A 6,457-nucleotide genomic window follows, 5' to 3' on the forward strand; every position below is an offset into this window, starting at 1 on the left:
CAATTATCAAAATGCTTTCAAACTCATATCTTTTACGGGGGCCGAATAGATGATGGCGCCCGAGGAAATAAAATCTACCCCTGTTTCGGCTATCGCCCTCACCGATTCTTTTGTTATTCCGCCCGAAGCTTCGGTCTGCGCTTTGCCGTTGATTAGTTGTACGGCCTGTTTCATTTCTTCAAGCGACATATTATCGAGCATAATTACATCTACGGCGTTGGTGGACATGGCTTCCTTCACTTCGTCCATGTTGCGGGTCTCCACTTCTATCCTGAGTTTCAGGTTTTTTTCCTTTAAATACCCGAGCGTTGCCGAAACCGATTTTGTGATGCTGCCTGCATAATCGTTGTGATTGTCCTTCAGCATAATCATATCGAAGAGGCCGTAGCGGTGGTTTTGTGCGCCACCTATATATACCGCCCATTTTTCGCACATCCTGAAGTTGGGCGTGGTTTTCCGGGTATCCAGTATCTTGGTATTGGTGTCGGCCACCAGAGTTATTATTTCGCGGGTTGAAGTGGCTATTCCGCTCATTCGCTGCATACAATTGAGTACAAGCCGTTCTGTTGTTAGAATTGAGCGGGCAGAACCTGTTACGGTGAAAGCCACATCGCCTTTCACAACCCTATCGCCATCCCTCCTGAAAATATCCAGCTTTAAATGGCTATCGTAATACCGAAAAATTTCGACTGCCATATCCACTCCGGCTAAAACGCAATCGTCTTTGATCAGGAGTTTTGCCCGCTGCTGCATGGATGCGGGAACACTCGCCAAAGTAGAATGGTCGCCCTCGCCAACATCTTCTTTTATGGCCTCGGCTATGAAATGGCGCAGATTGGCGCTTGTAACGTAGGACGGTCTATGCATTTTTATCCAAATCTTTATTGTAAAACGCTCCTCTGTTTTCTTTTTGTTCGATGCTTTGCGTAATAATAAGGAAGGCGATGCTCACCAGATTCCTCAATTCGGAAAGTTGCGGGGACAGTATCGAAAGATTATAAATCTCTTTTACCGCCCTGTATATTTCCTCTTCCTTTATTTTGGCGAGTTTCAACCGCTCGTTGCTGCGGACAATACCTACCAGGTCGCTCATCAGGGTTTGCAATTCGCGGCGGAGATAGCTGAGGAGCACCATTTCTTCATTCACCTGCAATCCTTCCTGATTCCATTCGGGCACCTTATGCAGATTCGTATAGTTGAAATTGTCTTCGTTCAGGCGTTCCAATGTTTTTAGCGCCGAGCGGTGCGCAAACACCAAAGCCTCGAGTAATGAGTTCGATGCCAGGCGATTAGCGCCATGCAATCCGGTATTGGAACATTCGCCCACGGCAAACATATTTTTTATGGTGCTTTGTCCGAATAAATCGACGTCGATTCCGCCACACAGGTAGTGGCTGGCCGGAACCACCGGAATCAGGTCTTTAAACATATCCAGTCCGGCGTCTTTACATTGCTGATAAATGTTGGGGAAATGGGCCATAAAGCGGTCGTGATCCAAGTGGCGGCAGTCGAGGCAAACGTGGTCGTCGCCGCGCAATTTCATTTCGTTGTCAATTGCCCGGGCTACAATGTCGCGCGAAGCAAGTTCCTCGCGGGCATCGTATTTATGCATAAAAGGTTTGCCCGATACCGTGCAAAGCTTTGCCCCAAATCCGCGAACAGCCTCCGAGATAAGCGATAACTGTCCCGGCTTGTTGCTGTAAAATGCAGTGGGATGGAATTGGATAAATTGCATGTTGCTTATTCTGGCTTTTGCCCTGTGCGCCAGTCCTATACCATCGCCGGTAGCGATAATAGGATTGGTGGTATTTTTATACACATGCCCGCATCCGCCGGTGGCCATCATCGTTATTTTGGCCGACATCTTTTTGATTTTCTGCGTTTTAATGTCCAGCACATAAGCTCCGTAGCAATTCAGGTTATATTTATCGAAAGACTCTCCTTCTATGTGATGTTCGGTGATGAGGTCAATAACATAGTGGTGATTTAAGAGTTCAACGTTCTCGAAAGCGGTGATAGCGCTCAACAATGCCCGTTCTATTTCGGCGCCCGTAATGTCTTTGTAGTGCACCACCCTGTTTTCGGTATGGCCGCCTTCGCGTCCCAGGTCGTAGGTTTGCTTGTCGTTTTTATCAAAGTTTGCGCCCCATTCCACTATTTCCTTTATACGTTCGGGGCCTTCCCTGACAACGGTTTCTACCGCTTCGGGGTTGCAAAGCCCGCCTCCGGCGCGCAAGGTATCCTGAATATGCTTCTCGAAGCTGTCTCTGGCAAAATCGGTTACCACCGCTACCCCACCCTGGGCGTATTTGGTGTTCGATTCTTCGTCGTCGGATTTTGTTATGATTGTTATTTTTGCATCAGGTTTTTTCTGTGCAATTTTTAATGCATAAGATAGTCCCGAAATGCCGGAACCTATTACAAGTACATCTGTATATATCATCTGTTTCTATTTAATCTTTTGAGATAGCTCTAGCATTCTATTGATTGGACGCAAGGCCTTTAAGCGGAGATTTTCGTCGAGCGTAATTTCCGGCAATTCGTACTTCATGCACAAATACAATTTCCGCATTGTGTTGAGTTTCATAAACTGGCATTCGCCGCAATTGCATGTTTCGTCCTGCACTTTGGCCGGAATCAGTTTTTTATGCGGGGCGCGTTTTTGCATCTCGTGCAGGATGCCTTCTTCAGTCGCCACAATAAACTCATCGGCCTCATCCTGAATAACATAGTCGAGCAGGCGCGCCGTTGACCCGATAAAATCGGCCACCTGAAGCACCGGCTTTTGCGCTTCGGGATGTGCAATGAGTTTGGCTTGTGGATTGTCCAGCATTTGTTGAGCGATTCGTTCCAGCGAAAACGCTTCGTGTACATAGCAAGCGCCATCCCAAAGTACCATATTTCGCCCCGTAACCTGATTCAGGTAGCGTCCGAGGTTGCGGTCGGGAGCGAAAATAATTTGCTGCTCCCTGGGCAGGGAATTAATAATGTGTTCGGCATTGGAGGAGGTTACTATAATATCGCTTTCGGCTTTTACGGTTATATCGCAGTTGATGTAACTAACCACAATGGCCTCGGGATATTTTTTCCGGAACTCCCTTAAGGCCTCGCCCGAACACGAATCGGCCAAGGTACATCCGGCCTGCGTATCGGGCAGAACCACTTTTTTGCCGGGATTGAGTATTTTTGCCGTTTCGGCCATGAAATGCACGCCACAGAAAACGATTAAATCGGCGTTTGTTTTTTCGGCAGCGCGTGCCAACTGGAGGCTATCGCCCAAAAAATCGGCTATATCCTGTATGTCTCCGGTTTGATAATAGTGAGCCAGAATAATCGCATTTTTCTCTTTTCGCATCCGGTTAATCTCTTCAACCAGATTAATTCCTTCGGGAATATGGATGTCCAAAAACCCTTTGTCTGGCAATTCGGCAATAGTTTTTTCTAATATCGACATGGTTGTTTAAACTTGAATCAGGCCTCTAAATTACAAGAAATATATCGAATGTAGTGCGCTTTTTTATGTAATTATTTTAAATTGTCTATAAACCAAGGTATTACAAAGGGAGAAAAATTTCTTTAATGAGAATAATATGCCAATGGAAATAATGCAGGGTCGTGTCGTACCGCGACTAGATTGCCTGGAAGATTGCGGGCTTGACCCGCAATCTCCTCACGCAGCCATGCCCATTAGCGTAGCTTTTTATTTGCTAATTACCGAATTTGCTAATTTGCTAATTAATTACGAAGTTAAATATTACAAAAAACAGGTGCCGGAAACCCGTAATTGTTCAGCCTATATTGCAATATAGGTATAAAAAACCTAGCTTTGTGAGTTTTTGGTATGATTTTGTCGAAAGGCGCTGCATCGTCGCTTTCTTTAACAGGAAACAGGCGGGAGGATGGGTGTTTACTTTTCGGCATAAAATCGTGAAATCAGTTATAAATAAATAAGATATAAGAATCGATGAAAACAACAATTGAAGAACGCTGGGGAACGCATCCGAATGACGTAAAAAAATACGACACAGCGCAATTACGCAAGGAATTCCTCGTAGAAAAACTATTTGCCCCCAATGAAGTCCTGATGACTTACACACACAACGACCGCTTAATCATTGGCGGAGCGCTTCCGGTGAGCGAAAACCTCAGGCTGGAAACCGTTGATTTGGTTAAATCGGAATATTTCTGCGAACGCAGAGAGCTGGGTATCATCTGTATCGAAGGCGAAGGTTCGGTGATTGTGGACGGCAAAGAATACAACATGGCATTCAAGGATGCGATATATGTTGGTCGCGGTTCAAAGGAAGTGATTTTCAAAAGTAAAGATCACGTTTATCCGGCCAAATTTTATTTTGCTTCCTCTCCGGCACACAAAGCGTACCCTACCGCTCAGATTACCGCCGAAATGCGCCGGACAAGAGACTTAGGTTCTCCGGCAACCTCCAACGCCCGCTTGCTGAACCAATTGGTATTGAGCGAAATAGTTCCTTGCTGCCAGTTGCAAATGGGAATGACCGAGTTGAAAGAAGGAAGCGTTTGGAATACCATGCCTCCGCATACACACTCGCGCCGCATGGAAGCTTACTTCTACTTCAAAATCCCGGATAAACAAGCTGTTTGCCACTTTATGGGCGAACCGCAAGAAACCCGTCATATTTTTATGGGAAATGAACAGGCTGTCATTTCGCCATCCTGGTCTATCCACTCGGCTGCCGGTACAAGCAACTATACCTTTATTTGGGCGATGTGCGGCGAAAACCTCGACTATGACGATATGGATACGTTTACAGCCGATAAATTGAAATAACATTTTGTAATACATAATAAAAGTAACACACATGAAAAGGACAGTTTATTTATTTTTATTTGCGGCTGCTTTGCTCGTTTCCTGCGCATCGAAAAACGAATTGAAGGTAGTGGTTGGCAACCCCAATGATGTGGATCGCCAAAGCGAGTTGGTTGAAATTCCGGTTAGCGCTGTGGAAGCGAAAGTGAAACTTAGCGAGGCGGAACCTGCTTATATTGTAAAAAATGTGCAGGGCGAAGTTGTACCATCTCAGATAACATCTGACGGAAAAATCATTTTCCAGTCGAACCTGAAAGGAAAAGAGACTTCTATCTTTTATGTTACAGCCGGAGTAGCTCAAGAATACAAGGCTAAAACTTACGGACGTTTCATATCGGAACGCAAAGACGATTTTGCCTGGGAAAACGACCGCGTTGCATTTCGCGCATACGGCCCGTCGCTGGTCGAAATAGACGGCCCCAGCAACGGTATTGATGCCTGGTACAAACGCACAAACGAACTGGTTGTGGATAAATGGTACAAAGACGATTTGGCCGGAGTTTCCTCCTACCACGAAGACCACGGCGAAGGCCAGGACAACTACGATGTAAAACGTTCGCTTGGAGCAGGAGCCATGGCGCCTTATGTAAACGATACGCTTTGGTTGAACGAAAACTATGCATCGCAAGAAGCGCTGGACAATGGCCCGCTTCGCACCACATTCAAGTTGACATACAAGGATATTACGGTGGACGGCAAAACCTTTAGCGAAACCCGCACCATTTCTATTGACGCCGGTTCGCAATTCTCCAAAGTAACTCAGGAGTATGGCACAGACGCGCCTATTGCTGTTGCAGCCGGAATTGTTAGACGAAACGAAAGCGATTCTACTTCGGTTATTGCTTCGCCGGAAAGCAAGTATGTCATCTATTCGCAACCGGTTAGCCCCGTAGTGGACAATGTTTATCTGGCAGTGGTATTCCCCAGCGGAATAGAAAAAAGCGAAGTGAATACTTACTCCATCGAACATGCTATCTCGAAACAATTGCAGACTTATTCGCATGTGTTGGCTGTTACTACCTACACACCCGGTACTCCCGTTGTGTATTACACCGGCTTTGGCTGGTCGAAGTTTGGTTTCCCAACGGCAGATGATTTCCAAAAATATGTAGCGGATTTCGCAACGGCATTGAAAGAGCCGCTGGTGGTAAAATATTAAAAAAATAAAGAAGAGGCTGTGTCAACAGCCTCTCTCTATACCTGTCATTGCGGGCTTGACCCGCAATCTCCCAGCAAAATCAGGAGATTGTAAAACACATGGATGGCAGGCCTTTGACAATTATTGTTGAACTATTTGTAGAGAATAACTAAGAAAATTAATGAAAAAAGTAGTAACGTTCGGAGAGATTATGTTGCGATTGGCAACGCCCGGTTATCAACGTTTTATCCAGTCGAACAATTTGAATGCCACTTTTGGCGGTGGCGAAGCCAATGTAGCCGTATCCTTGTCCAACTACGGCATTCCAACCGATTTTGTGAGCCGCTTGCCGAAAAATGATATTGGCGAATGGTGCATATCCGACCTGCGGAAATACAATGTGGGAGTGAGCAATATCCTCAGAGGTGGCGACCGTGTAGGCATCTACTTCCTCGAAACAGGAGCCGTATCGC

6 protein-coding genes are annotated in these 6,457 nt (G+C 45.9%); 3 read left to right on the top strand and 3 right to left on the bottom strand.

Annotation, left to right across the window (positions count from 1 at the left end):
• Nucleotides 1–6: 6 nt before the first annotated feature.
• From nadC to nadA, 3 genes are read right to left on the bottom strand one after another with little or no spacing between them, the layout of a single operon-like run.
• Nucleotides 7–867, bottom strand: a complete 861-nt coding sequence (gene nadC / locus ACYPWY_RS09160; protein WP_459685225.1) for a carboxylating nicotinate-nucleotide diphosphorylase — start codon at nt 865–867, stop codon at nt 7–9.
• On the bottom strand, nt 860–2,443 hold the full coding sequence (gene nadB, locus ACYPWY_RS09165; RefSeq protein ID WP_459685226.1) for an L-aspartate oxidase: 1,584 nt from the start codon (nt 2,441–2,443) through the stop codon (nt 860–862). The genes nadC and nadB overlap by 8 nt, the downstream gene beginning before the upstream one ends.
• A 6-nt stretch (nt 2,444–2,449) precedes the next feature.
• Nucleotides 2,450–3,454, bottom strand: a complete 1,005-nt coding sequence (nadA, locus tag ACYPWY_RS09170; RefSeq protein WP_459685227.1) for a quinolinate synthase NadA — start codon at nt 3,452–3,454, stop codon at nt 2,450–2,452.
• A 510-nt stretch (nt 3,455–3,964) separates the two neighbouring features.
• On the opposite strand from nadA, the gene kduI reads away from it, so the two are divergent.
• The 3 genes from kduI to ACYPWY_RS09185 all read left to right on the top strand — a co-directional run.
• On the top strand, nt 3,965–4,807 hold the full coding sequence (gene kduI / locus ACYPWY_RS09175; RefSeq protein ID WP_459685228.1) for a 5-dehydro-4-deoxy-D-glucuronate isomerase: 843 nt from the start codon (nt 3,965–3,967) through the stop codon (nt 4,805–4,807).
• Nucleotides 4,808–4,838: 31 nt separating this feature from the next.
• The gene (locus tag ACYPWY_RS09180) at nt 4,839–6,005 is read left to right on the top strand and encodes a DUF4861 domain-containing protein (protein ID WP_459685229.1); all 1,167 of its coding nucleotides are present in this window, start codon (nt 4,839–4,841) and stop codon (nt 6,003–6,005) included.
• Between the two features lie 160 nt (nt 6,006–6,165).
• A partial coding sequence (locus ACYPWY_RS09185; protein WP_459685230.1) for a PfkB family carbohydrate kinase occupies nt 6,166–6,457 on the top strand: 292 nt, incomplete at its 3' end.

The sequence above is a fragment of the Viscerimonas tarda genome, from assembly GCF_054601255.1.

Bases quoted from the DNA above. Each gene is read 5' to 3' on its own strand.
- nadC (WP_459685225.1), bottom strand. From the start codon at position 867: ATGCATAGACCGTCCTACGTTACAAGCGCCAATCTGCGCCATTTCATA.
- nadB (WP_459685226.1), bottom strand. From the start codon at position 2,443: ATGATATATACAGATGTACTTGTAATAGGTTCCGGCATTTCGGGACTA.
- nadA (WP_459685227.1), bottom strand. From the start codon at position 3,454: ATGTCGATATTAGAAAAAACTATTGCCGAATTGCCAGACAAAGGGTTT.
- kduI (WP_459685228.1), top strand. From the start codon at position 3,965: ATGAAAACAACAATTGAAGAACGCTGGGGAACGCATCCGAATGACGTA.
- ACYPWY_RS09180 (WP_459685229.1), top strand. From the start codon at position 4,839: ATGAAAAGGACAGTTTATTTATTTTTATTTGCGGCTGCTTTGCTCGTT.